The following is a 22,559-nucleotide window of genomic DNA, read 5'->3' as shown; positions in this document are numbered from 1 at the left end:
AAAATAGATCCAATGTTGCTAGACTAAAGTTTGTCCCCCTTGAGGAGATCCCCGATGTGTATAAAAGATTTGATGATAGCGGCATCTTACTCGTGGATAATAGCTATATCCCAAACGACTACGATTTACCTTTTGCAGTGTCAACTAATCCCATTTTAAATGGTGTGCTGGAGTGTGGGTTTAAAGTCGCCGTTGCAAAGGAATATACCCCCTACATTGAGGGCAAGAGAAAATTTAAAAGAGTTTTACTCTGTAAGGAATAAAGCCTGTATTCTTGATAAAGCTTCTTTTATCTAGCGCGGTTGATCTGTGAGTGCAAATAACAAACAACACCTATATAGCAGGCACACTCAAAAGTAAAACGAGGCTAGGGCGCAGAGTAAAGGGCGGTGGTAGGAGAGAGTCTTATTTTTATACAGAATGTGGGTAATAAAAGAATTTAAAAACACTATTGATTGACAAAAATCTTGTTTTTGTTGGATACAGGCTATCCATAAACTACATATCTTATTAACACCTGTTACAATCAGCCTTTCCATTCTGTCAACAAAGGATTGCTATGAGTTATAGGCTGGATATGCAAACCATCCAAATAAATATCTTGGACTATTTGTCTAAAAATAAGTTTGTAATTCCTGAATATCAAAGAACTTATGAATGGGAATCAGAGCAATGCGAACAGTTGTGGAAGGATATCGCGGAATTTTTTGGCGAAGGTAAATACTCCGATCAAAATCCCTACTTTTTAGGTTCGATTGTTGTTTATCCTGTTGAGGATAAAAATACAGGCTACATTAGAAAGTATGTTGTAGATGGGCAACAGCGCACTACAACTTTAATGCTCTTGCTTAAAGCCATACATGCCAAACTCACACGCGAAAATAACGGGAAGATACAAAAATTACTAAGCGATATCGCTTCTTGTTTATGGAATGTCGACGACCTTGAAGGTCAGCCAGATTATACAAAAACCCACTTAACAAGTGAAGCTGCTGTCGATACCAAATGTAAGATTTTGCAGAACATTTTAGAAGGAGTGTTAGAGCAAGATAAAATACAAGGTAATTCAAATTATGAGAAAAATTACAGCTATTTTTGTACACAATTAGACGAATATGCTAAAAGTGAGACAACAACTTTTAAAGAATGGTGTAGATGTGTGTTGCACTCTTGCATCGTGTTATTGGTTGAGTGTGGAAGACAAAATGAAGAAAAACGCCTAGACTACGCCTTGCGAGTCTTTAATACACTCAATGCACGCGGACTTCCCTTAAGCGATGCGGATATCTTTAAAGGCGTGATTTTTTCTCATCAAGAACAAGAAATGGATACTCTTGCCCAGCAATGGAAAGATTTAGAGAAAAAAAGCAAGGAGGAAAAAAGTAATTTAGATCATCTTTTTAGACTTTATATGCATGTAGTGCGTGCTCGCGAAGATGATAAAAGCCGTGAAGTAAGTCTACGCTCTTTTTTTAATGAAAAACACCGCGATCTTTTAGAAAATGGCTTGATTATGAAAGAGATTAAAACGATACAGGAATATATAGAAGTTTTGGATCACAAAAAGGGCGCCTCTAAAACTTCACTCCGCTCGCGGCAATTTTATGATGTCCTACGGACTTTAGAAAATAACTATTAGCAATGTTTAGATGTTGTTTATTACACCTATTGCCTAAAAGAGGGCAAGGATTATTTTAAGGGACTTGAAGCGTTTTTAATGCGTGTATGTGCGCATTTTTTAGTCTATACTATCAGCAAAGATACAGCAAAAATTAGAGATGTAATCTATAATGCCTACACTTCTTTATATAAAACCGGTGAGATAAATTTCCAAGCGAGAAGCCAAGAAATTTTAGAGGGTATAAAATACACTAAAAAGAATAAGGGCACTTTCCGCGCCTATTTTGAAGCCGCACAAACAAGCAAAAAACTCACAAAAACCCTCTTAACTCTTCATATGTATTTAAAATACCCAGCACAGCCAGTAGGCGTGTGTTCTAAGCCAGAAATCGAGCACATTTTCCCTAAGCAGTGGAAATCAAATTATTTTGATGATAATAAAAAAGCTGAGAAAGAAGTAAATACCCTAGTCGAATCCATTGGTAATAAAATCTTTTTAGAAAAAAAGCTTAATATCAAAGCTAGTAATGGGTATTTTGACACTAAAAAGAAAGAGTACGCAAAGTCTAAATTCTTAGAAGCCAAGAATTTAGCCAAACTCTCCAAAAGCGATTGGAAATTAGAGGATATTAAGGCGCGTACGGAGGAAATCTATAAGCGTTTGTATGCGTTTTTCAAAGAGTATGCTGTTTAAGTATTAAACCTTACAACAGCATAAATTAGCGTGTATATGGGGTTGTGTGTGTGTTTTGAGGTGGTGTGTATTAAATTTTTTTAAGATTTATATTACGCCAGTTTTTCTAGTTGGCGCGTTTTTTTAAAATTTATTGATTATTCTTTGGACAACTTTGAGTCACTTCTAATAAAATCTCTAATTTTGGTAAGAAAAATACCAACAATAAGCTTTGGATTTGGTGGAGGATAGCGGGTTCGAACCGCTGGCCTCCTGCGTGCAAAGCAGGCGCTCTCCCAACTGAGCTAATCCCCCAATGGTGGGCTTAAGAGGACTTGAACCTCTGACCTCACCCTTATCAGGGGTGCGCTCTAACCATCTGAGCTATAAGCCCGTATAAGCCCATAAAAGCTAGAATTCTACTTTGTTATTTCTAAAAGTTTGCTTTTTAAATTTGAATCAAGTAACATAACCCCAGTGATTTTCACTTGAAAAGCACGAAAGGCAGTTAGTGAGAAAACTTATTTTACTTCTATTACTAGGCTATATCCACGCACAACCGGGATTTTTTAAAGATTTTAAAGCGACAAATTTAGCCCAAAAACTCAACTTAGCCTCAAAACTTACAGAAAATCCACACCCTTGTGCGCATTTAAAAGCCAAGTCTCATTACACAGCAACCGGAGTTAGAGAGCCGGATAAATGTACTAAAGAATTTAAAAAATCAGCCACGCTTTCTTATGATTTAGCGCTTGGCTTTTTGGTAACTCAAAATAAAGAATATGGTTTAAAAGCTAGGGAGTTTTTGCAAAGCTGGGCTCAAGAACTTAAAAGTGCAGATACACTACAAGGCCAAGATAACATTAACTTTTACATGCCCTATATGAACATGGCCTATTTGTTTATCAAAAAAGAATTGCCTAGCCCCCAGTATGAAGAGTTTGTAAGAGAGATGTTAAATTATTCACAATCTAATTTGAACACTAACCATGGCGCATGGGGAATTTTATTTGATGTGAGTTCTGCACTTACATTAGGCGATCATACACTCTTACAAAGAAGTGCGCGCAGGTGGCAAGAGTGGGTGTTAACAGCCATAGATAATAATGGAGTGATTGAAAATGCAATTACTAGGAGCGATACAAACAACTACCATGGCGGACCCACAAAGGGTATTAAGGGCATTGCCTATAGTAATTTTGCTCTGCTCCCTATTAGTGTTGCGGCTGAATTACTCTTTGAAAATGGGATAGATTTATGGCAAAGTCAGGCGGGCCATAGATTAGCCATTGCTTACAATAAAATAGCAACATGGATACTAAACCCCCAAACCTTCCCCTATTTCCAACCTAATTTAGTGGGTGTTCATAACAACGCCTATTTCATTATTTTAGCCAGACATTACAATAGCCCTAGCGCTAACACACTTTTAAAGCAAGGGGATTTACACGCCGATGGTTTTAGACTTAAACTTAGAGCGCCTTGAGTAAAATAAAAGCTTAAAAGAGCGCTTAGGGTTTAAAGCTACCGGTTATGTAGATGAATTGTTCAAAGGGATTTTAATGGTTAAATGGCTGGTTATGGCGCTACAAAACTACTTCCCCTCTCCTTTTATTTTTGCCATTCTTTTAACCGCTATTGCGATTTTAGGGGCCTTTTTGAGTACGGGGCTAAGTCTTGCATTATTGCTAGATAAATGGGGAGAGAGTTTGTTTTTGCTGCTTAAATTTTCTATGCAAATGCTTTTATTACTAGCAACCGGTATTGCTTTAGCCCAATCTCCTTGGATTAAAAAGGGCCTTAACTTTCTTATCTCTGGCATTAAAACCCCTAAAATGGCCATTTGGAGCATTACTTTTATTTCGCTTTTATGCTGTTATTTGAGTTGGGGGTTTGGGCTAATTGTGGGGGCAATTTTGTCTAAGGCTTTAGCCCGGCAGGTTAGAGGCGTAGATTATCCCCTACTAGTGGCTAGTGCTTACTCAGGCTTTTTAATTTGGCATGGAGGGCTATCAGGGAGCATTCCTCTTAAACTAGCCACAAATGACGGAGACTTAGAAAAATTAAGCGCAGGAATTCTCCATGCTCCCATTCCTCTTAGCCATACCCTTTTTGCGCCTTTCAATTTAACAATGGTAATTCTCTTACTTATAGGCTTGCCTTTAATTAATATGTCCATGCATCCTAAAAACCCCACTACTATTGATCCAAACCTTCTTAAAGAGCAACCCCCCTCTTTGTCTCTGCCTACTTCTTTTGCAGATCGCCTAGATGATAGCCCTCTTTTGGGTTTATTTTTAGGCTTTTTAGGTGTAATTTATCTGATCATCAGCTTTATTAACAAGGGCTTTTCTCTTAATCTTAATACCCTAATCTTGCTCTTTTTATTTCTAGGATTATTAGCCCATGCTAGCCCGCAGCGCTATTTTAAAACCATGGAGCAAGATCTTAAAGCCACAACCGGTATTGTTTTACTCTTCCCGCTTTATGCAGGCATTATCGGGATTATGGGCGTGAAAAATGGCGCAGGTGTGAGTTTTGCTAGCACTTTAGCTAACTCTTTAGCCCACTTTGCTTCTAAAGAAAACTTTGCCCTCTTAAGTTATTTAAGCGCAGGGTTACTTAATATTTTTATCCCCAGTGGGGGCGGGCAATTTGCGGTACAAGGCCCTATTTTAATCCCTAGTGGGGTGGCTTTGGGGGTAAATCCGGCTGTTACTAGCATGGCCATTGCTTGGGGAGATGCATGGACAAATATGATTCAACCCTTCTTTGCTCTGCCTCTTTTAGGATTGGCTGGTTTAGATGTCCGTAGCATTATCGGGTATTTATTGGTGGGATTTGTGTATGCAGGGCTTGTTAGCATGGGCAGTTTGTACTTTTTAACATAGCTTGACTTAAGTTTTTTTGTGCAAGAATTGCCTTTTTGCAATGGAGGATTTTATGCGAGCGCTAAGTTATTTGTGTTACCGCCCTGTTATCTAATGGATCAAGACATTCATTTTTTTGTGCCTAGTAGCCGTTTGCGTTATCTGGCTTTAAGTGTGGGGCTTTTGGGGGTTGCTTTTGTGCTAGGCATTATAGGAATGTATTTAATGCCAGAGAGTGTTACCCACTGGACTAAGGAAAAATTTGGCTTTTTAAGTTGGCTTGAAAATGTCAGTCTGGGGCCCCATTTTGATGACGATCTCTTTATCTTTAATTGGGTTATGCACCCTTATTTTGGGGGCATTTATTACATGCAAGCGCGCACAGCCGGCTATCGCTTCCCAACTGGAGTTTTCTTTACTTTTTTAGTCTCTACCTTTTTTTGGGAATTTGGCCTAGAGGCTTTTGTTGAAATCCCTAGTATTCAAGACCTCATCTGCACGCCAACACTAGGTCCACTAGTTGGAGAAATTTTCTACCACACCAGCAAGCGCCTACAAAATCAAGAAAGAAAATATTTAATCACAAAATTTTTAACAGGGCTAGCCCTATTTGCAATGGATTTTATCGGGTTTGTGATTCGCAATTTTGGCTTGGCAAAGGCCTGTGGAATCTATAATAAAAACGCCCCTGCTGTTTACCATAATACCACCGCAGAATGCTAAAATAAGTCCCTATTTTTATATAAGCGAGGTGTCTATGCATCTTCAAGTTTCTAGTCAAGCTAAGCTTCCAACACCTTTTGGGAAGTTTTGTATCCAGTCTTTTAGAGAAAATAAAAATGGATCTGCTGTTGATCATTTAGTACTCTTCACACCCACACTTTCTGAAATGCCTCTTGTACGCGTACATTCAGAATGTTTAACCGGTGATGTGTTCTCTTCACAAAAATGTGATTGCGGGGGCGAGCTTAAAATGGCTATGGAGCGCATTGCCAAAAGTGGCAAACAAGGGGGCATGATCATTTATCTACGCCAAGAAGGGCGGGGCATTGGTCTATTTAATAAAATCAATGCCTACGCTTTGCAAGATCAAGGCTATGACACCATAGAGGCTAACGAGGCTATTGGCTTTAAAGATGATGAGCGCGATTATGGCATTGTGCAAGACATTTTGCAGTACTATGGCATCCACAAGATCCAACTACTCACCAATAACCCTAAAAAAGTAGAAGCTATTGGGGCTTTTGTACAAGTACAAAGATGTAGTATTTTAGTAGAAAGCAATTGCTACAACCACCAGTATTTACAAACCAAGAAAAATAAAATGGGGCATTTGCTATGAGGTGTGTATGCTAAGTTTTGCCGAAGCACTTGAGGCAATCCAAACGGCTTTTTTAAGCCCACTGGGCACTGAAAAAGTCTTTTTCTCAGAAGCTTTAGGGCGAGTCTTAGCCACAGATATTTACGCCCCCACAAACAACCCTAATCACCCTACATCTAGCATGGACGGCTATGCTTTCAGAAAAGCAGATTTCTCCACCCTACAAAGTCAAGGTTTGATCTTACAAGCCATTAACCCGGCTAATTTAGAGCCCCCTTTAACGCTACAACCTAACTACACAATCAAAACTTTCACAGGGGCTAAAATGCCCTTTAATAGCGATTCTTTAGTGATTGTGGAGGAAGTAGAAGTTAAGGGCGATCGGGTTTTTCTAAAAGAGCAAAGCGGGTTTTATGATTGGATTAGACCTGTAGGTTTTCACCAGCAAAAAGGAGAACTTCTGCTTAAAAAGGGCTCTGTGATTAATCCTTATGCTTTAGGCTTGCTTGCAGACATCAACCGAGTTTTTATAGAGGCGTATAAAAAGCCTAGAGTGGGGATTTTAAGCGGGGGGGAGGAAATTATAGAGGTGGGGGCATCGGGTGAGGGGGTACGCAGTGTGAATAACCACATGGTTAAGGCTATGGTAGAGAAAATGGGAGGGGAGGGGGTACTTTATGCGCTATTACCAGATAATCAAGAGAGTATAGAGCAGGCTATTTGCAACGCCTTTAGAGATTGTGACATGGTCATAACCACCGGAGGAATGAGTAAGGGCGATTTAGATCACACCCAACATGCCATCGCTAATATCAGCGAAATAGCCTTTAAATATGCAAGGATCAAACCGGGTAAACCTGTGGCTTATGGTATTTATGCCAAAGACGGCACACATAAGCCTCTTTTGGCCCTACCGGGCAATCCCCCCGCAGTAGCCCTAACTTTCTATCTCTTTGGGCATGCAATCTGGGCACATTTCTTTGAAAAGCCCTACACTCCCCCCTTTGTGCAGGCCATTTTAGAGCAGGATTTAGAGAAAAAGGAGTTACGCATGGAATTTAAAACCTGCCATGTGCGTTTAAAAGAGGGGGTCTATTACGCTAGCATACCCAAACGCTCCCACTTGCATGAGAGTGAAAGCGCGCTTTTGGTTTTAGAAGAAGGGGGTCGCTTATACAAGCAAGGCGAGGTTGTACCCCTCTTATTGCACCATATCTTTTAAAGGAGTTAACATGGTTTATGTGAAATTTTTAGGCCCAATTAAAGAAGAATCGTTTGAAGTAGAAGCAAGTAATTTAGAGGGTTTAAGACAGATTTTACACGAAAAACAAAATCTGCACTCTTGGCTTTCTGTGAGCGCGGTTGCTATCAATGGAGAGCTTATAGAGGATATCCACACCCCCTTAAAAGCAGGCGATGAAGTGGTGTTTCTCCCACCTGTTTGTGGGGGCTAAATGTTAGAAATTATAACAGGGGCTTTAAATACAGAAGCGCTTTATAAAAGCTGGCAGTCTTTGTGTTCTAAGCAAAACTGCGGGGCGCTATGTGTTTTTACGGGAGTGGTACGCGCTGAGGGGGAAAATTTTAAAGGTTTAAGCTTTGATATTTATCCGCCCCTGTTAGCTAACTGGTTTAAAGCATGGGAGAAAAAGGCTAGCTCTTTAGGCGTGCAGCTATGCATGGCACACTCTAGCGGAGATGTACTCATAGGGCAAAGTTCTTATATGGCCGGTTTGATTAGTCCGCATCGCAAAAATGCCTTAGAGCTTTATGCAGATTTTATAGAGGATTTCAAACACAACGCCCCCATTTGGAAATACGATCTCATAGGCAAGGAGCGCATTTATGCCGGGCAAAGAAGCCACCCGCTTAAAGGCAGTGGGCTTTTAGCATGACTTCTATAAAAATCGGGGTGGTGGTGGCTAGCGATAGGGCTTCTGCTGGGTTGTATGCAGATGAGAGCGGGAAAGCCATTGAGCAAGTTTTAAGCGAATATCTTTTAAACCCGCTAGAGTTTGTCTACCGCCTTCTACCAGATGAACAAGATTTATTAGAGCAAACCTTGATAGAATTAAGCGATGTGGCAAATTGTGCGCTCATTGTAACAACGGGGGGCACGGGTCCGGCTCTGCGCGATGTAACCCCTGAGGCTACAGAGGCTATTTGTTCTAAGATGTTACCCGGATTTGGAGAGCTTATGCGCACTACTAGTTTAAAATATGTCCCCACAGCTATTTTATCCAGACAAAGCGCAGGGATTAGAGGCTCTAGCCTCATTCTTAATTTACCCGGAAAACCAAAGAGTATCCGCGAATGTTTAGAGGCAGTTTTTCCGGCTATTCCTTACTGCATTGATTTAATCGGTGGCCCCTTTTTAGAGGCTAACACGCAAAATATCCAAGTTTTCCGCCCTAAGAAGTGATGCCCCTTAGCCATTTAGATCCACACAACCACCCCACTATGGTAGATGTGGGGGGTAAGCAAATTACAGAGCGCAAAGCCATAGCTAGCGGGAAAATTAGCATGCAAGCACAGGCTTATGAGGCCATTGTGCAAAAAAACATCGCTAAGGGCCCTGTTTTACAAACCGCTATCATTGCAGCGATCATGGGAGCTAAGCAAACCAGCCATCTCATTCCTCTTTGCCACCCCCTTAATCTTAGCAATGTAGAGGTGAGGGTTATAGAGTGTGAAAGAGAATGTGCTTTTGTATTAGAGGTAGAGGTCAAATACAAAGGGCAAACGGGGGTAGAAATGGAGGCTTTAGTAGGGGTTTCTATCGGGCTTTTAACCATTTATGACATGGCTAAAGCCCTAGATAAAAGCATGGAAATAGGTTCTATCAAGCTTTTAAGCAAAGAGGGAGGCAAGAGCGGATCGTATTTGCGATCTTAAAAGCTTTCTAATTTAAGATCAAGTATGCTAAGAGTTTTCAGGTGTATTCAAATAAAAGGAGAATCGTGCAACTTAAAACATGGCTAATAGGAATGGCTATTATCACTCTTTTTGCAGGCTGTGGGCCAAATATTATCACAACTAATAATGTCCCCTTGCGCTTGGCCTATCAATCTAAATCCCCCCAAGCTAGAGCCACTAATCAAGAGATCATTTTACTCAAACCCACATTGCGCTATAGCGATAACATTGCTAAAGAGTATGCAAACCAGTTTAAAAAACAAATCATGCTCAAAATCCAAGCGATACTTAATAATCGGGGTTATAAAACTTCTATCTTAGATGTGAGCGATAAAGATGATCTCTCCTTTGCTCAGAAAAAAGAAAGCTATTTAGGGTTGGAGTTAAGCGGGGAAATTGTTTTGCGACCCGATCCTAAAAACACCGAACAGAAAAAATCTAGTCCGGGGTTGATTTTTTCTACTGGCATGGATGTTACAAAGGGTGTTCTCCTCTCTATGGGCTATATTAAAGTTGTGTTTATTGAACCAAGTAGCGGGGAGGCTATTGATTCATTTATGATAGATTTGAGTGAATTAGACATCAGACAGCCCTTTATCCGCTCTAGCAGATCTGAGCATACAGGAGGGCTTTTAGGTTCTTTATATAAGGGCAAAGACGACTCTAATGATGCGGTAAAAACATCTCTTAATAAGATTTTTGCAGAGGTTATGCAAGAAATTGACACTAAAATAACCCGGGAAAAAATCCGCTCCTATGCTAGAGACATTGCAGATTTAAAGGCACAACACAAGTATTAGTTCGTGTTTTCTCCTTTTTCCTCTAAACTCTCTTTAGGTCAGAGGTTTTTACGCCTCTTGCTAAACTCTCTTTTTTTTAGTCTCTTTTTAAGTTTGCTATTTGTAGGCATGCGTTTAGGGTTTTTTCTGTACATGGGGGTTTATAAAGACGCTTTGGTGGGTAAAATCCCCTGGGATCAAGTAAAACAGGTCTTTTTAGATGGTTTTAAATACGATAACCGCGTGGTGGCCGCCTTTTCTTTGATCTTTTTGATCTTACAACTTTTGCGATCTAAATCCACCCCAAACCTCTATGCGCTCTTTGCTATCACTCTCTCTTTGTTTTTACAAGTGGCTAATATTACCTTTTATGGCATTTATGGAGATACTTTTGACGCTAATTTATTAGATGCTTTCAACCAAACCTTTCAAGTTCTTTGGAGCATGGCTATTAGCGGGGAGTACAGCATAGGCAGCAAAATTTGTATCTGGCTTTTATGTAGCGCTCTTTGCTACTATCTTTATTTAAAAACCATGAGAGGGGCTAGTATTTTCTTTAAAATCCTGCAAGACATGCCTATCAAGCCCACTTTAACCTCTGTTTTTTTAGGCTTTTCTCTTTGGATTCTTTATGGCATCAACGCCCGCCTAGCCCTCACAGCCATCTCCCTTGATTTACACATCAAACCCGTAGAAAATCCTTTTTTACGCAAAATCACCCCCGGGGCCTTTCGCAACCTCTATTTAGTTTTTCGCGATTATAGAAAAAGCCAATCCATTCACTTCTCTGATTTCACCTCTAAAACCCTTTTACAGGCAAGTATTGATTATTTCCATTTACCCAAAGACACAAAATTTCCCCTAGATTTGCGCCAACTTCTCAAACACACCAGCCAAAACCCCTTAAAACCTAGCATCACCCATGTTTTTTATATTGTTTCTGAATCGCTTTCTAGCTGGCATTTTGATCCCCAATTTGATGCCATTGATTTAGTTAGTAGTTTAAAAAAACTCCAAGATGGCAAACATGGCTTTATTTTACCGCTCTTTTTAGAAAATGGCAGGCGTACGGTGAAAAGTTTAGATGTACAAATCACCGGGCTTTTTAACATCAATGATACAAATTTTGTTAGAATGGGTGTGAAAATCCCCCCTTTGCCTACTGCTATTGGTAATCAAATGAAAGCGCTAGGTTTTCATAATGTGTTTTACTATGGAGGTAGTGGGATTTGGAATCGCCTAGATAGTTTTACTAAAACACAAGGCTTTGACAAGCTGATTTTTAACACCCCGCTACTTGAATATGTTAGAGACGATCCTAATAAAGGCAAGCCTTATGATTCTAAAGCCTATCCTGAGCCAATTGAGAGCAACTGGGGTGTACATGATAATATCCTCTTTGATTACATCTTAGAGAAAACCCCGGTTAATCAAAAAACCTTTAGTATGGTGATGACCTTAAGTAACCACCCTACTCGTAATGTCAACCTTAAAGCTTTTATGGTACCTGTGTTTCAAATTGAGCATTTTGTTAAAAAATTCCCTAAACAAACTAACATGCCTGATGCCAATTTTTTAGGCCATGTCTATTGGTATGATAAAATCCTTGGACTCTTTATTAAAAAAGCTAGCGCTAAATTCCCCAATTCGCTTTTTATTATCACCGGCGATCACTTTGATCGCAGTTTTGAATACGCTAAAGATAATATTTACTGGACAAAAAGCGTACCCCTCATTCTTTATGCCCCAAACCTCACCCCCAAAGAGATCGCTTGCATTGGCTCGCATATAGACATCGCGCCTACTATTATGGAACTTGTCGCACCTAAGGGCTACTCTTATGTGAGCTTTGGTAAACCTCTTTTTAGCAATAATCCCACTTCTTTAAATTGTAACTCTGATTCTAATTTTGCGCTAGGTTTTGAATCCATTGCCGCACCTTCAATAAGCCCCGGGCTTGATTTTGTCTACCAAGAGGGCAGGCCTTTGTTTTATCTTTCAAACAACCAGCGCGTTAAAAAATCGCCCTTGCCAGTGGATCTAAGACGGGCTAAAAATCTCATGGAAAAAGATAAAATTGCCAATGGCCTAAGTTGGTACTTTTTATTCAAAGGCCCTATTTTGCAAGATATTAAAGGTAATTAGTTAAACTCATTTGGTTAATCTTGCTAGCAGAGGCCAAAGAGGCGTTGTAGTTGTTGCGTAACTGGGCAAATTTATTATAAGTCTGTGCTACATCTGTACCCACTGTATCTGCACGAATCGAGTCTACTTGGGTTTTAAGTACTTCATTGCGGCGCATTACATTAGAAAAACTGCGGCTATGAGCCCCATTAGATGCGATGATCTTTTCAATGTGATCGCTTAAATGATCAACTAATGCAATTCCATTTTGCATGCCAATATTGCGTATTTCTTTGCCATAACCGGGCAAAGCATCGGGGCGATCAATGCCCTGACTCACCGCTTCAATCACGCTATCTAATTGTTTGAAAAAGTGGATATGGGGGGTATCTATGGTGAGGGCGTTATTAGCATTAAGGCGGATATTTGGGGTGTCTTTTTTAAGGCTTTCAGGGCTAAAGTCATTGGCCTTTGAATCAAAAAACATAAATTGCATGGGGGTAGTGGCGTGGATTTTATCATGGATATTAATTTGTCCTCTATCATTAAACTTAACATCTACCCTTTCATCGGCTTGTTTTAAAAGAGAAAGAAAGGCTTGTTTGCTCTCCTGTGAGGGGGTGTTGCTTTGTGCTTGTGTGTATTCTTGTGGATTAGCGTTACTATAATTAAGAGCTAGACTAATGGCATCCATTAATTGGCGGTAGGTAAAATCATTGGGCTTAGTCAAGGTAGGGGTTTTTTGGGTGCGATCATAAAGCGCAATTTGATAGGCTGGCCCCCCTTCTTTATTAGGCAATTCTAAAAACGCTCCCTGTGGGCTTAGGTGTAATTTAGCCATAAGAGGAATGCCATTATTATCTTGTATCTGCATTATATAAGTTTGATCAGAGATGTTAGCGCCCATTACAGAGGCAAGGGTGGTAGAACCTGTGGCATAATCCATACTCTTTGGCACAATTTGAGAAACATTGCTGTATAAAAGCGCGCCTTGTTTGGCAAAATAGGTTTTTTGATAAGCGCTAGCATAATCTGTGGGTAGGGCTTTTGTGGGTAGGCCTTTATCATCTAGACTTGTAATTTTCATGCTTAGGCCTCTTTGCCCATCAAAGGGGGGGGTTTGGCTATCATGGGTTTTATTATGCACATTGCGATCAATAAGGCGTAAATGCCCATCATTGGAGAGTTCTACATCTAATTTTCCGCCAAAATGAGATTTGATTCCATCCATTAAATCCTGCATACTTGATCCCTTAACCGGCAAAAAGAAAGGTTCTAGCGGGGTATTATCCACACTGCCATCTTCTTTATTAGGCCGTGTCCCCTCTATTTTTAAAACCACAGCAGAGGGGTCTAGGATCGCACTTAAGGGGGTGTTACGGGTAGCGGGGATATTATCTTGCGTGATAAAAGCGCTTTTAAAATCAAGCATGCGGTGATCATAAAGATTTGGTACGCCTTGAATTTCAGAGAGTCCTCTATCTGTAACAAAGGCACTTTTAACGTATTTACTAACGCGGGCATTACTTTTACGCAAATCATCTAAGTTATCTACATTTTGCTCACTAGAGAGCATGTGAAAATCTAGGGTGGCATTTCCCGGAGTGAGATCGCGAATCTGTATTTCTCCCCAAGCATTTAAAGAGACATCAACTACTTTATTCATAGAAGTGTTGCCATAAGCCCGCCCGATTTGATCGAGTAAGTCTTGGACTTTGGTAGCGCTATCTTTATTAGAATAAGCCTTATCCAAAGAAAATTTGGCCTTGAAAGCCGATCCATCGGGGCGTACCCCTTGCAAATAGAAATACTCGGGTTTGTCATTGCTTGGGTTGTTATCATCATCGCCGATTAGATCGCGCAAAGTATCCTGAGCGGTAATGTAGACTTCTTGGGGGTTTTGGGTTTTATTAAAAGAATCCATCACATCGGGGTGTAGCTTGCTTTGGTTAAATTTTTTAATATTAGTGATAATGCTTTTTTGTTTATCTGCATCTTTGCCTAAAAAGAGATTAGCCCCACTGATATTGTAAGGAACAAGATTATGCGAGCCGACTAAAGCGTTAAGGTTTTCATTATTGCCATAATAATTGCCCGCTGCATCAAAGGGAGGGCGATCGACCTTGCTACCTCCAAAGAGATATTCCCCCCCAATGGAGGTATTAGCCACATTGATCATATGATTTTTAAGTTTTTCTAAATCTAGGGCAATGGCTTGTCTGGAGGTGGTGGAGTGTACATCACTAGCTGCTTGGATAAGCTTAACTTTAAATTGCTCCATTGTGCTAGAGAGCTCACCTAAAGCTTTATCGGTGTTAAGCGTTGAGGTGTAAGCACTTTTGGCAACATCATGGGCTTGATCAAGGGTGTTGGTTTCAAAGCCATATTTAAGATTTTGGTTATTCACTTGGCTATTTTGATAACCATACTCCGATTTTAACCCCGAGGCGATCTTATTATTTGCCGTGTTGAGTTTATTTTGGAGCGCGTTTTGGTAATAATTAATCTGGTTATAGCGGTTACTATCAGTAATGCGCATTAAACCCCCTTAAAAAATCTACTAAGATTACATGCAAGATGTATACCACTACATTAGGGCTAACTTTTAGGTTTACTATGTTAAAATGCCCTTTTTCATCTCAAATTTTTAGGTGGGTTTATGGTTTATGCAGTTTTTAAGAATGGAGGCAAGCAGTATAAAGTACAAGAGGGCGATATTGTTTTGCTAGATAAAATGAGTCTAGAATCTAAAACAGAGATTAAGCTAGAGGAAGTTTTGGCTGTGTGTAAAGAGGGGGGTATGGTTTATGGCGCACCTTTTATAGAGGGGGCACACATTGAGGCAGAAGTGATTAATGAGGGGCGGGGTAAAAAGGTGGTGATCTTTAAAAAACGCCGCCGCAAGGATAGCAAAACCAAACGCGGTTTTCGCAGAGACTTCACCCGACTTAAAATCACTAAAATTTTTGCATAAAGGATCAAAATGGCACACAAGAAAGGTCAGGGCAGTACCCAGAATAACCGCGACTCTGCAGGCCGCCGTTTAGGGGTTAAAAAATTTGGCTCAGAATTTGTACGCGCCGGCAATATTTTAGTACGCCAAAGAGGCACTAAGGTACACCCGGGTAAAAATGTGGGCATGGGTAAAGATCACACTCTTTTTGCTTTAGTTGATGGCATCGTGCACTTCCAACACAAAGACAAATACCGTAAAAAAGTTTCTGTACTTCCTGAAGTTAAAGAGGTTTTTACGCCTTGAAAACGCGCCTTCTTCCCTGTTTGTTTCTAGCTGTATCGTTTCTTTTTGGGGTAGAAGGCGGGACTTTAATTTATGCTAGGGGGGCGGATAGCTCAGGAATGGATCCGGCTTTAGTAGTAGATGGCGAGAGTTATGCCGCCACTGCTAATATCTATGAAACTCTGGTACGCTTTAAATATGGTAGTACGGAGATCGAACCATCTTTAGCTAGTAGCTGGGAGATTTCTAAAGACGGGCTTGTTTATACTTTTCATCTGCGCAAGGGGGTTTATTTCCACACCACTAAATACTGGAATCAAAAAGTAGAATTAAGCGCTAAAGATGTGATCTTTTCCTTTGAGCGCCAAATGGGTACTATCCCCTATTACAAGGGGGGTAAGTCTTATGGCTACTGGGCAAGTATGGGCATGTCTTCTATCATTGATAAAATAGAAGCGCCTGATAAATATACAATTCGCTTTACTCTTAAACACCCCGAAGCGCCTTTTTTAGCAGATTTGGGCATGGATTTTTTAAGCATACTTAGCGCTGATTATGCCGCCCATTTAAAAAGCCTGCATAAAGAGGACGCGCTTACCCGCAAACCTATAGGCACGGGACCTTTTAAGCTAGCTACTTGGTTTAGAGATGATAAAATTGTTTTACTCAAAAATAAAGAATATTGGGGCACACCCGCGCATTTAGATCGCGTGGTGTTGCGCGTAATTGCTAATCCTTCTGTGCGTGCCTTAGCTTTGCAAAGAGGCGAAGTGTCTTTAATTAACATGCCCCATCGTAATGAAATCCCCCGTTTAGAGAGTCTGCCCAATGTCTCTGTAGATAAAAAACCCGCCCTCTTTGTAACTTGGATGAGCTTAAACATGCAAAAAAAGCCCTTTGATAACCGTCTGGTGCGTTTGGCTATCAACCATGCAATTAACACCAAAGATTACATTAAAATCGTGTATGAAAATTACGCTAAAGTGGCGATTAATCCTATCCCCCCTGAAATGTGGAGCTATAACACAAAGATCAAACCCTATGGCTACGATCTTAAAAAAGCTAGAGAATTGCTCACAAAAGCGGGTTATCCAAACGGGTTTAGCACGACGCTTTTTACAGCCTCTAAATACAATAAAAAAGCCGCTGAATTTGTACAATCCCAGCTAGCTAAAATTGGTATCCAAGTTAAAATTGAATTTTTTGAGTGGGGGACTTATTTAAAAAAGATAGCAATGGGAGAGCATTTAATGGCCTTTAGTGGCTGGATGGCAGACACTCCCGATCCAGATAATTTTCTTTATATCTTATGGAGCAAAGAGGCAGCCTCTGAAATTCCTACCCGCAACAGCTGTTTTTATAAGAGTGAAACTTACTCCAAGTTAGTTACTGAAGCTAAACACCTTTCTGATCAAGCCAAGCGCGCGGCTTTATATGAAAAAGCCCAAGAGATTTTCCACAACGATGCCCCTTGGGTACCCCTTGCCTACCCTTATAATGTGGTGGCAAGACTTTCTAATGTTTTAGGCTACCATGTAGAAGGGGTGCAAAACAACCGCTTTGCTTATGTGTATTTTGGGAAATAATATGCTAGCTTTTTTACTCAAACGGATTTTATGGACTATCCCCACTTTATTTGGGGTTTCAATCTTGGTTTTTTCTATGGTGCACTTGGTACCCGGTGATCCAGCTTTAATGATTTTAGGCGAACATGCTAATAAAGAAGCGCTAGAGGCCTTGCGTGAGCAAATGGGGCTTAATAAACCGCTCTTAGAGCAGTATTTTAGCTACATGGGGCATATTTTACATGGGGATTTAGGTACTTCTTTAGTCTCTGGTGAAAGTGTACTAGAAGCCTTTTTAGAGCGCTTTCCGGCAACTTTAGAGCTTTCTTTAAGCGCTTTGTTGCTTTCTATTGTTATGGGGATTTGTGTGGGCGTGATCGCAGCCACTAAGCGTTATAGCCTCTTTGATCATGTAAGCATGGGTGCAGCCTTAGCCGGGGTTTCCATGCCTGTTTTTTGGTTAGGTTTAATGCTCATTTATGTCTTTAGCGTGAAATTAGGTTGGTTTCCTGTTTTTGGAAGACTCAATGACGCCTACGATTTAGAGGGCCCCACTGGGTTTTATCTGATTGATAGCTTGCTAGCGCTTAATTTTCCCGCCTTTTTAGATGCCCTGCGCCACTTAGTCTTGCCAAGCATCGCCCTAGCCACTATCCCCACTGCTATTATTGCGCGCATGACACGATCAAGTATGCTAGAGGTTTTACAAGAGGACTATATCCGCACCGCGCAAGCTAAAGGTTGCTCAGCTCTGCGGGTGGTGTTTGTCCATGCTCTAAGAAATGCCCTTATCCCAGTTACTACCATTATTGGCCTGATGTTAGCCGGCCTTTTAGCCGGAAGTATCTTAACAGAGACAACTTTTTCATGGCCCGGAGTAGGGCGCTGGATGGTTAATGCTCTTAACCAACGCGATTTTCCTATTATCCAATCTTCAAGCCTTATTGTGGCGGTGATCTTTATAGGGACAAATTTGATTGTAGATATTCTTTATGGGTTTATTAATCCTAAAATCCGGCTGGCTTAATGGAACGCTTTTTTATCTTTTGGGAAAATTTTAGGCAAAATAAGGCCGCTCTTTTTGGGCTTGTTTTGTTGGTTGTGCTTGTGTTTTGTGCGATCTTTGCACCTGCTTTAGCCCCCTACGATCCAACTCTACAAAACCCCCAAGCACGGCTTTTAGAACCTTTTTTTAGCGCAAGTGGGAGTAAAGCACACTATCTAGGCACAGACGATCTAGGCCGTGATATTCTTTCTCGTTTGATCTTTGGGGCGCGTATTTCGCTGATTATCGGGGTGGTATCTGTAGGGATTGCCCTTGTCTTTGGGGTGATCTTTGGGCTTGTAGCGGGTTATTTAGGCGGATTAACAGACATGATTATCATGCGCTTTATGGATTTAATGCTCTCCTTGCCCTCTATTTTACTCATCATTATCGTGGTGGCAATTTTGGGCCCCTCTCTGACAAATGCCATGCTAGCCATTGGCATTGTGGGAATTCCAAGTTTTGCTCGTATTGTGCGAGGTAGTGTACTCCTTGAAAAAGAAAAAGAATACACCCTAGCCTCTATACTTAATGGCGCTTCCCACTTGCGCCTCATGTTTATTGTGATTTTGCCAAATTGCACCGCCCCGCTTATTGTGCAGGCCACTATGGGCTTTGCGGGGGCAATTTTAGAGGCGGCGGGCTTAAGTTTTTTAGGTTTAGGGGCACAACCACCCACCCCTGAATGGGGCGCGATGCTCATGGACGCTTTACAATACATCACCACCTCCCCTTGGGCTTTGCTTTTCCCGGGCTGTGCGATCTTTTTTACGGTGATGGGCTTTAATTTATTAGGAGATGGGATCATGGACGCTTTAGACCCCAAAAAATCTACATGAATGCGCTTTTAGAAGTTAAGGATTTAAAAACTTACTTTTCTAGCCGCACCGGTCTGATTAAGGCTGTAGATGGGGTGAGTTTTAGCATTCAAATAGGCCAAACTGTGTGTCTAGTTGGAGAAAGTGGGAGTGGAAAGAGCATGAGCGCGTGGTCTATTATGGGCTTAATTAGGCCTCCGGGTAAAATTGTAGGCGGTGAAATTCTTTTTAAAGGGCAAAATCTGCTGGCCTATTCAGATAAAGAAATGCAAAAACTGCGGGGTAGAGAAATAGGCATGGTCTTTCAAGAGCCCATGACAAGCCTTAATCCTAGCTATACAGTTGGTTTTCAAATCAGCGAGGTGTTTAAAATCCATCAAAGTAAACTTAACAGCGCACAGATCAAACAAAAAAGCCTAGAACTTTTAAGCAGTGTGGGGCTTGATGCAAGCAAGTATGATGCCTATCCTTTTAAACTCAGTGGAGGCCAGCGCCAGCGGGTGGTAATTGCTATGGCGATGGCTTGTAAACCTTCCTTGTTAATTGCAGATGAACCCACCACCGCGCTAGATGTAACCATTCAAGCACAGATTTTAGAGTTAATGCAAACTTTACAAAAACAACAGCACATGGCTATGCTTTTTATCACCCATGATTTAGGCGTAGTCGCACAGCTTGCTGATATAGTCGTGGTGCTTTATAAAGGCGAGGTGGTGGAAAAAGCGCGCGCCTCTGATCTCTTTAACAACCCCAAACACCCCTACACACAGGCGCTATTAGAGGCTATCCCTAAACCGGGCAAACGCAAAATACGCCTTAAAAGTGTAGATGAAAACACGAATTATTTAGATTTTGCTAAGGAAATCCGTTGCTAGAGGTTAAAAATCTTTATAAATCTTATGGGCAACTTGCTGTGCTTAAAGGGGTGAGCTTTACGATCCAGCCTCAAGAGATTTTAAGTTTAGTAGGAGAAAGTGGCTGTGGCAAAAGCACGGTGGCTAAAATTTTAGTGGGCATAGAAAAACCTAGCAAGGGAGAGGTACTTTTTGAAAAGAATAACATGCAAAAATTTAGCGCTAAAGATTGGAAAGCCTATCGCCAAAGTGTGCAGATGATCTTTCAAGACCCCTATTCAAGCCTTAATCCGCGCTGGAAAGTTGAGGATATTATTGCCGAACCTTTGCTATTAAATACCAAACTAAATAAAACAGAGCGACAAAAGCAGGTTTTAGAGATGATGAATCAAACCGGGCTTAAACCTGAGTGGGCTAAGCGCTACCCGCATCAGTTTTCAGGGGGGCAAAGACAGCGTATAGGCATTGCTAGGGCTCTCATGCTTAAACCGCGTATTTTAATTTGTGATGAACCTGTTTCGGCTTTAGATGTTTCCATTCAAGCACAAATTCTTAATTTGCTTTTAGATTTACAGGTACATTTTGGCCTGAGTTATCTTTTTATTAGCCATGATTTAGGGGTGGTGGAGCATATTAGCGATCGAATTTTAGTGATGGAAAAAGGGCTTATTGTAGAGGAGGGGACGGTACAAGCTATAATTGATACACCCAAACACCCCTACACACAAAAACTTTTAAGCGCTATCCCCCATTTAGAAAAAACCCAACGCTTCCAAGAAGGTTAAATGTTTGTAGATTGCGTTGAAATTAGCATATCCTCAGGCAAGGGGGGCGCGGGCTGTGTAAGCTTTAGGCGGGAAAAGTTTGTCATGCAAGGAGGGCCTGATGGAGGCGATGGAGGCGATGGAGGCGATGTGATCTTTAGTGTAGATTTTAATAGCGACACTCTTAGCGCCTTTAGGGGCAAAAAACACTACAAGGCACAAAATGGCGCCCCCGGAGGGCCTAAAAATTGCAGTGGCAAAAGGGGGGAGGATTTAATTTTATTTGTACCTCCCGGGACCCAGATTTTTGAGGGAGAAAAACTTCTTTGTGATTTAATAGAGCCGGGAAATGTAGTTTTGCTCAAAGGGGGCAAGGGCGGGCTAGGTAATGTGCGCTTTAAAAATGCGATCAAACAACGGCCTACTTATGCCCAAAAGGGGCTAGCAGGCAAAACGCTTTCTTTGCGCTTAGAACTTAAACTTATTGCCCATGTGGGTTTGGTGGGCTTTCCAAATGCGGGCAAATCTAGCTTAATTAGCGCCATTTCTAATGCTAAACCCAAAATCGCGCCCTATGCTTTTACCACGCTGATTCCCCATTTAGGGGTGGTGCGTGTGGGGGATTTTAAAGAGTTTGTTATAGCAGATATTCCCGGGATTATAGAGGGGGCTAGTGAGGGCAAGGGTTTAGGTTTAGATTTTTTGCGCCATTTAGAGCGGACGCGCTTTTTGCTCTTTGTACTAGATAGTACCTTTGATGTACAAGAGCAATATAAAAAGCTACGCCATGAATTGGTGCATTTTTCTAAAGAACTTGCCCAAAAAGAATTTGGCGTGGTTCTTAATAAAATAGATGCTATATCCCCTGTTTTTTTAGAGCTAAAAGAGGCGCGCTTTATTCTGCCAATCTCAGCAGTTACGGGGCAAAATACGCAAAAGTTAATCCAATCTCTAGCTCAAATTCTAAAAGAGAATACATGAAAATTATCCGCATTCCTGCTTTTTAGAAAACCTCATAAGATTACAATTAAGCAATTTGTTGCATAACTAACCTCTAGCTTAAATTTTAAAAATTTTAAAAGAGTTTGCATGAAAACGATTCGTCTCTTATACCCTGATTTTGTAGGCGGTGGGCTTGAGACTTATTATTTAGGAGCCCATTTACTCGCCCACCTTTTGCCAGAAAATGCTAGCCAAAAGGTTTACAAGGTAGATATTGCCCCACCCTCTAAAGAAACCTATAAAACCACGGAGGGGATATATGCTAAAGAGATTGTTTTTGCGGGCATTCAAAAGGTAGAAGAAATCTTAAGAGAGGTTAATCCTGATAAGATCATCACTCTGGGCGGGAATTGTCTTGTATCCCAAGCACCCTTTGATTATCTGCATGGAAAATATAAAAATTTAGGCATTGTTTGAATCGATGCGCATCCAGATGTTGCTACCATACATGGGAATTATCCCTATGCACATGCCTTTGTATTGGGCTCTTTGTTAGGAAAAAAAGACACGGGTATCACCCATTTAATGCGCAATCAAAAATTTTTACCCCATGAAATTCTCTTTGTAGGTCTGCAAACTTTATTTCCCGATCAAGAAATGTTTCTTAAACAAAGAGGGGTCAATTTTAAGGTCCAGGACAAAGAGTTTTTATCTCAACAAGAAATTTTAGAATTCACCAACCAATTTGAACATATTTTAATCCATTTAGATGTAGATGTACTAGATGCTAGCTTGTTTTTTTCCACTTACTTTGCTAATAAAGATTTAATCGGAGATGGGAGCCCGGGAGGCAAAATGCAAATGGATCAATTAAGCCAGATTTTAGGGGTGATTTTTAAAGAGGCTGATGTGGTCGGTCTAAGCATTACTGAATATCTCCCCTTTGATGCGTATAGACTACAGAACATGCTAGCAGAGATAGATCTTTTAAGAGAACAAAGTGTGTAGTAATCCATTAGTTCCCTTGCAA

The 22,559-nt window shown here is 40.8% G+C and carries 24 protein-coding genes, 2 tRNA genes and 1 pseudogene; 24 read left to right on the top strand and 3 right to left on the bottom strand.

Annotated elements, in window-relative coordinates; translation table 11 throughout:
- The 3 genes and pseudogenes from G6Q00_RS06240 to G6Q00_RS08605 all read left to right on the top strand — a co-directional run.
- Nucleotides 1-263 (top strand): annotated as a pseudogene (locus tag G6Q00_RS06240) (adenine-specific methyltransferase EcoRI family protein); the annotation flags it as partial.
- Nucleotides 264-559: 296 nt separating this feature from the next.
- The gene (locus G6Q00_RS08610) at nucleotides 560-1,639 is read left to right on the top strand and encodes a DUF262 domain-containing protein (RefSeq protein WP_240331023.1); all 1,080 of its coding nucleotides are present in this window, start codon (nucleotides 560-562) and stop codon (nucleotides 1,637-1,639) included.
- Between the two features lie 78 nt (nucleotides 1,640-1,717).
- Entirely contained in the window at nucleotides 1,718-2,314 is a 597-nt protein-coding gene (locus tag G6Q00_RS08605; protein ID WP_240331022.1) for an HNH endonuclease family protein, read from the top strand.
- Nucleotides 2,315-2,532: 218 nt separating this feature from the next.
- Here the strand turns inward: G6Q00_RS08605 and G6Q00_RS06230 are convergent.
- Together G6Q00_RS06230 and G6Q00_RS06225 are read right to left on the bottom strand one after the other, a co-directional pair.
- Nucleotides 2,533-2,608: transfer RNA gene (locus G6Q00_RS06230), tRNA-Ala, on the bottom strand.
- 2 nt (nucleotides 2,609-2,610) lie between these two features.
- Nucleotides 2,611-2,687, bottom strand: a tRNA-Ile gene (locus tag G6Q00_RS06225).
- Between the two features lie 117 nt (nucleotides 2,688-2,804).
- On the opposite strand from G6Q00_RS06225, the gene G6Q00_RS06220 reads away from it, so the two are divergent.
- The 11 genes from G6Q00_RS06220 (at nucleotide 2,805) to G6Q00_RS06170 (ending at nucleotide 12,324) form a co-directional block, all read left to right on the top strand.
- On the top strand, nucleotides 2,805-3,779 hold the full coding sequence (locus G6Q00_RS06220; RefSeq protein WP_163532448.1) for an alginate lyase family protein: 975 nt from the start codon (nucleotides 2,805-2,807) through the stop codon (nucleotides 3,777-3,779).
- Nucleotides 3,780-3,855: 76 nt separating this feature from the next.
- Entirely contained in the window at nucleotides 3,856-5,184 is a 1,329-nt protein-coding gene (locus G6Q00_RS06215; RefSeq protein ID WP_163532447.1) for a TIGR00366 family protein, read from the top strand.
- A gap of 18 nt (nucleotides 5,185-5,202) precedes the next feature.
- Nucleotides 5,203-5,886, top strand: coding sequence for a DUF3943 domain-containing protein (locus G6Q00_RS06210; protein ID WP_240329569.1), 684 nt, complete (start codon nucleotides 5,203-5,205; stop codon nucleotides 5,884-5,886).
- Nucleotides 5,887-5,920: 34 nt separating this feature from the next.
- Nucleotides 5,921-6,505 (top strand): GTP cyclohydrolase II, encoded by a 585-nt coding sequence (ribA, locus tag G6Q00_RS06205; RefSeq protein ID WP_163532446.1) that lies wholly within the window; start codon nucleotides 5,921-5,923, stop codon nucleotides 6,503-6,505.
- A gap of 7 nt (nucleotides 6,506-6,512) precedes the next feature.
- Entirely contained in the window at nucleotides 6,513-7,706 is a 1,194-nt protein-coding gene (locus G6Q00_RS06200; RefSeq protein ID WP_163532445.1) for a molybdopterin molybdotransferase MoeA, read from the top strand.
- A gap of 10 nt (nucleotides 7,707-7,716) precedes the next feature.
- The gene (locus G6Q00_RS06195; protein ID WP_163499618.1) at nucleotides 7,717-7,938 is read left to right on the top strand and encodes a MoaD/ThiS family protein; all 222 of its coding nucleotides are present in this window, start codon (nucleotides 7,717-7,719) and stop codon (nucleotides 7,936-7,938) included.
- Nucleotides 7,939-8,379 carry a molybdopterin synthase catalytic subunit gene (locus tag G6Q00_RS06190; protein WP_163532444.1) on the top strand — a complete coding sequence of 147 codons (441 nt, stop codon included), beginning with the start codon at nucleotides 7,939-7,941 and terminating at the stop codon, nucleotides 8,377-8,379.
- Nucleotides 8,376-8,906: a molybdopterin adenylyltransferase gene (gene mog, locus G6Q00_RS06185; protein WP_163532443.1), complete on the top strand. Its 531-nt coding sequence runs from the start codon at nucleotides 8,376-8,378 to the stop codon at nucleotides 8,904-8,906. The genes G6Q00_RS06190 and mog overlap by 4 nt, the downstream gene beginning before the upstream one ends.
- Nucleotides 8,906-9,379 (top strand): cyclic pyranopterin monophosphate synthase MoaC, encoded by a 474-nt coding sequence (gene moaC / locus G6Q00_RS06180; protein ID WP_163532442.1) that lies wholly within the window; start codon nucleotides 8,906-8,908, stop codon nucleotides 9,377-9,379. The genes mog and moaC overlap by 1 nt, the downstream gene beginning before the upstream one ends.
- Nucleotides 9,380-9,396: 17 nt before the next feature.
- Nucleotides 9,397-10,200: an HpaA family protein gene (locus G6Q00_RS06175; protein ID WP_163532454.1), complete on the top strand. Its 804-nt coding sequence runs from the start codon at nucleotides 9,397-9,399 to the stop codon at nucleotides 10,198-10,200.
- 3 nt (nucleotides 10,201-10,203) lie between these two features.
- Nucleotides 10,204-12,324, top strand: a complete 2,121-nt coding sequence (locus G6Q00_RS06170; RefSeq protein ID WP_163532441.1) for an alkaline phosphatase family protein — start codon at nucleotides 10,204-10,206, stop codon at nucleotides 12,322-12,324.
- On the opposite strand, the gene flgL is transcribed toward G6Q00_RS06170, so the two are convergent.
- A complete protein-coding gene (flgL, locus tag G6Q00_RS06165) occupies nucleotides 12,311-14,842 on the bottom strand; it encodes a flagellar hook-associated protein FlgL (RefSeq protein ID WP_163532440.1) in 2,532 nt (843 codons plus the stop codon). The genes G6Q00_RS06170 and flgL overlap by 14 nt on opposite strands.
- Before the next feature lie 120 nt (nucleotides 14,843-14,962).
- On the opposite strand from flgL, the gene rplU reads away from it, so the two are divergent.
- From rplU to G6Q00_RS08455, 10 genes are all read left to right on the top strand, one after another.
- A complete protein-coding gene (gene rplU, locus G6Q00_RS06160) occupies nucleotides 14,963-15,277 on the top strand; it encodes a 50S ribosomal protein L21 (RefSeq protein ID WP_163532439.1) in 315 nt (104 codons plus the stop codon).
- A gap of 9 nt (nucleotides 15,278-15,286) precedes the next feature.
- Complete coding sequence (rpmA, locus tag G6Q00_RS06155; protein WP_163532438.1) at nucleotides 15,287-15,562, top strand: 50S ribosomal protein L27; 276 nt, start codon at nucleotides 15,287-15,289, stop codon at nucleotides 15,560-15,562.
- A complete protein-coding gene (locus G6Q00_RS06150) occupies nucleotides 15,559-17,127 on the top strand; it encodes an ABC transporter substrate-binding protein (protein ID WP_163532437.1) in 1,569 nt (522 codons plus the stop codon). Before rpmA ends, G6Q00_RS06150 begins: the two co-directional genes overlap by 4 nt.
- 1 nt (nucleotide 17,128) lies before the next feature.
- Entirely contained in the window at nucleotides 17,129-18,133 is a 1,005-nt protein-coding gene (locus tag G6Q00_RS06145; RefSeq protein WP_163532436.1) for an ABC transporter permease, read from the top strand.
- Nucleotides 18,133-18,990, top strand: a complete 858-nt coding sequence (locus G6Q00_RS06140; protein WP_163532435.1) for an ABC transporter permease — start codon at nucleotides 18,133-18,135, stop codon at nucleotides 18,988-18,990. Before G6Q00_RS06145 ends, G6Q00_RS06140 begins: the two co-directional genes overlap by 1 nt.
- Complete coding sequence (locus tag G6Q00_RS06135; RefSeq protein WP_205426542.1) at nucleotides 18,987-19,844, top strand: ABC transporter ATP-binding protein; 858 nt, start codon at nucleotides 18,987-18,989, stop codon at nucleotides 19,842-19,844. The genes G6Q00_RS06140 and G6Q00_RS06135 overlap by 4 nt, the downstream gene beginning before the upstream one ends.
- A complete protein-coding gene (locus G6Q00_RS06130) occupies nucleotides 19,838-20,608 on the top strand; it encodes an ATP-binding cassette domain-containing protein (protein WP_163532434.1) in 771 nt (256 codons plus the stop codon). The genes G6Q00_RS06135 and G6Q00_RS06130 overlap by 7 nt, the downstream gene beginning before the upstream one ends.
- Complete coding sequence (gene obgE, locus G6Q00_RS06125) at nucleotides 20,609-21,568, top strand: GTPase ObgE (protein WP_163532433.1); 960 nt, start codon at nucleotides 20,609-20,611, stop codon at nucleotides 21,566-21,568.
- Between the two features lie 108 nt (nucleotides 21,569-21,676).
- Nucleotides 21,677-22,006 (top strand): hypothetical protein, encoded by a 330-nt coding sequence (locus tag G6Q00_RS08460; RefSeq protein WP_205426541.1) that lies wholly within the window; start codon nucleotides 21,677-21,679, stop codon nucleotides 22,004-22,006.
- Nucleotides 22,007-22,537 carry an arginase family protein gene (locus tag G6Q00_RS08455; protein ID WP_205426545.1) on the top strand — a complete coding sequence of 177 codons (531 nt, stop codon included), beginning with the start codon at nucleotides 22,007-22,009 and terminating at the stop codon, nucleotides 22,535-22,537.
- The last annotated feature ends 22 nt before the right edge of the window (nucleotides 22,538-22,559 follow it).

This window comes from Helicobacter suis, assembly GCF_902196125.1.
In the GTDB taxonomy this organism is placed as follows: domain Bacteria; phylum Campylobacterota; class Campylobacteria; order Campylobacterales; family Helicobacteraceae; genus Helicobacter; species Helicobacter suis_B.
This window is presented reverse-complemented; position numbering and strand designations above follow the sequence as displayed.